This window comes from Streptomyces katrae (assembly GCF_000966975.1).
Classification (GTDB): domain Bacteria; phylum Actinomycetota; class Actinomycetes; order Streptomycetales; family Streptomycetaceae; genus Streptomyces; species Streptomyces katrae.
In genome coordinates this window covers 1-3053 of sequence record NZ_JZWV01000739.1, presented here as the reverse complement: position 1 = coordinate 3053, position 3053 = coordinate 1, and the positions used below count along the sequence as shown (strand labels likewise).

2 protein-coding genes are annotated in these 3053 nt (G+C 74.4%); one reads left to right on the top strand and one right to left on the bottom strand.

Going from position 1 to position 3053, the window contains the following annotated elements; all coding sequences use genetic code 11:
- Positions 1-412: HEAT repeat domain-containing protein (locus VR44_RS25540; RefSeq protein WP_045949942.1), on the bottom strand; the 412-nt coding region annotated here is incomplete at its 3' end.
- A 515-nt stretch (positions 413-927) separates the two neighbouring features.
- On the opposite strand from VR44_RS25540, the gene VR44_RS25535 reads away from it, so the two are divergent.
- Entirely contained in the window at positions 928-2772 is a 1845-nt protein-coding gene (locus VR44_RS25535; protein WP_094191912.1) for a 3-hydroxyacyl-CoA dehydrogenase family protein, read from the top strand.
- Positions 2773-3053: the final 281 nt, after the last annotated feature.

Here is a 3053-nt window from a genome sequence, read left to right as displayed (position 1 = left end):
CCCGCCAGTACGGGTCGTGCGGGGCCAGCAGCCGCGACAGGGTCGAGATCAGGGCCGGGGCCGACTCGGGAGCCCGCAGTGCGGCCAGCAGGCGGACCGGGTGCAGGGCGTAGGCGGTGCGCAGGGTGTTGGTGGCGAGGGCGGCGGCCGCGCGGGCGGTGCGCGGGTCGCCGAGCACGCCGAGGGCCTGCGCGGCGGCCTCGCAGCGCGCCGGGTCACGGTGGTTGAGCAGCAGGACCAGGGGTTCGAAGGCCCGCCGGTCCCGTGCCATCCCCAGCCGGTAGGCGGCCAGTTCGCGGGCCCACAGGGGCTGCCCGGCCGAAGTCAGCGCGTCGGGGCCGGCCGCCAGCAGCTCCGCGTACCCGGGGGACCCGTCCGCCTCCGCCCGCAGGCGCTCCAGTACCTCGTTCACGCGGCCACCCTAGGGGTCCGGGGGCCGCGCCACGCCCGGTTTCGGCGGAGTTCCGCCCTGCCGGCTGATCGATCATCGATGATCGGTACATTTGGGCGGTACAGGTCACATCTCCGCGCTCTGGCGCGCGAGTTACCGCGGAGTTACTGTCTCTTCCATACGCACGGGACCGGCCTGGTGACGCAGCCGCCCCGTGCCAGTCGGCCCACCGCACCACCCGTACACACGGCAGGACCCCGGGACAGGGTCGTGCCGCCAGGCCCGCCGCGCCCGTTCCCCGGGCGCGAACCTTCCGGGTCCTTCCCGCACGGCACTCCCGTACGCCACCTCCGTACGGCACTCCCGTACGCCCCTCCACGCACCGCGCCCGCGCCCGGCCATCGCCCACGGCGTCGCGCTCCGCGTTCCCGCACGTCCCCGCACCTTCCCGCACCGCCCGCCGTACGGCACCCCGCGCGCACCGTGCACCGCGCGCGCCCTCCCAGTCGTCACCCTCATTCCACTGGAGTCCCGCGATGGACCTTCCGTCCACGTCCAGTCCCTCCTCCCTGCGCAGCATCGCCGTCGTCGGCCTCGGCACCATGGGCACCGGCATCGCCGAGGTGCTCGCCCGGTCCGGCCGCGAGGTCGTCGGCATCGACGTCAGCGAGGCGGCCGTCCGCCGGGCCACCGGGGCCCTCGCGGCCGCCACGGCCCGCTCGGTGGCCAAGGAGAAGCTCACCGAGCAGGAGCGCGAGGAGGTCCTCGCCCGTTTCCGGACCTCCACCGAGCTCTCCGCCGCCGCCGACGCCGACCTGGTCATCGAGGTGGTCCCGGAGGACTACGACCTCAAGCACCGGGTGTTCGAGGAGCTGGACGCGGTCGTCCGGCCCGACACCCTCCTGGCCACCGGCACCAACGCGCTGTCCGTGACCCGGCTCGCCGCCGAGTCCCTGCGCCCCGAGCGCGTCCTGGGCATGCACTTCTTCAACCCGGCCCCGGCGATGAAGCTCGTCGAGATCGTCTCCAGCGTGCTAACCGCGCCCACCGCCGTCGAGGCCGTCACCTCCCTGGCCCGGGAGCTCGGCAAGGAGCCCGTCGCGGTCGGCGACCGGCCCGGGTTCGTCGCCGACGGCCTGCTCTTCGGCTACCTGAACCAGGCCGCGGCGATGTACGAGGCCAAGTACGCCTCCCGCGAGGACATCGACGCGGCGATGAAGCTGGGCTGCGGCCTGCCGATGGGCCCGCTCGCCCTGCTCGACCTGGTCGGGGTGGACACCGCCCGTACGGTCCTGGAGGCCATGTACGCCTCCTCCGGCGACCGGCTGCACGCCCCGGCCCCGATCCTGGGCCACCTCGTGGAGGCCGGCCTGACCGGGCAGAAGGCCGGCCGCGGCTTCTACACGTACGAGGCCCCGGGCAGCTCCGTGGTCGTCCGCGACCTGCAGACCCCGCTGGACGGCTCCCTGCTGGGCGCGGGCCGCCCGGTCCACTCGATCGGCGTGGCCGGCTCCGGGACCATGGCGAGCGGGATCGCGCAGGTCTTCGCGCAGGCCGGCTACCCGGTGGTGCTGGCCGCCCGCGGCCAGGAGAAGGCCGAGGCCGCGAAGGCCGCGATCGGGAAGTCCCTGGACCGTGCGGTGTCCAGGGGCCGCCTGAGCGAGGAGGCCGCCGCGCAGACCCTCGACCTGATCACCCCGGCCGGCACGCTGGAGGCCTTCGCCGAGGTGGACCTGGCCGTGGAGGCGGTCGCCGAGGACCTGGAGGTCAAGCAGCAGCTCTTCGCCGGCCTGGACAAGGTCTGCAAGCCGGGCGCGGTGCTGGCCACCACCACCTCCTCGCTGCCGGTGATCGCCGTCGCCCGGGCGACCGAGCGTCCGCAGGACGTGATCGGCATGCACTTCTTCAACCCGGCGCCGGCCATGAAGCTGGTCGAGGTGGTCCGGACCGTCCTGACGGCCGACGACGTGCACGCCACCGTCCGCGAGGTCTGCGGGAAGGTCCGCAAGCACGCGGTGGACTGCGGGGACCGGGCGGGGTTCATCGTGAACGCGCTGCTGTTCCCGTACCTGAACAACGCGGTCAAGATGGTCGAGCAGCACTACGCCAGCCTCGACGACATCGACGCCGCGATGAAGCTGGGCGGCGGCTACCCGATGGGTCCCTTCGAGCTCCTCGACGTGGTCGGCCTGGACGTCTCGCTGGCCATCGAGAAGGTCCTCCACCAGGAGTTCCGCGACCCGGGCCTGGCCCCGTCGCCGCTGCTGGAGCACCTGGTCGCGGCGGGCTGCCTGGGCCGGAAGACCGGCCGCGGATTCCCCGCCGGTAGGAGGTGTCCGGCCGGTCAGGGCCGGACCGTCCCGGCCCTGGCCCGGCCATGACCGGCCGGACGCCCCCTGATCCCCGGCCGGGCCCTGAGCAGGATGCGTGGGGAGGGCTGCTCGGGTCCGCCGGACCCTCACGGCGGACATACCCTCCCGAGCCCAGTGCGGGCCCTCCCCCGCATCCGCCCCCCTCTCACCCCCCTCCGGCGCGCGCGCCCGCGCGGATGAAGTACTTTCGCTCTATGTCCCAGCCCGCCAAGACCTCACCCCGCGCCTCCTCGGCCTCCGACGCCCCGGAGGGGACGGCGGGCAGCCGGGCGGCCGCCCAGCGCCTGAAG

What these genes read in the sequence shown, in the direction of transcription:
- VR44_RS25535 (WP_094191912.1), top strand. Translation starts at nt 928, where the DNA reads ATGGACCTTCCGTCCACGTCCAGTCCCTCCTCCCTGCGCAGCATCGCC.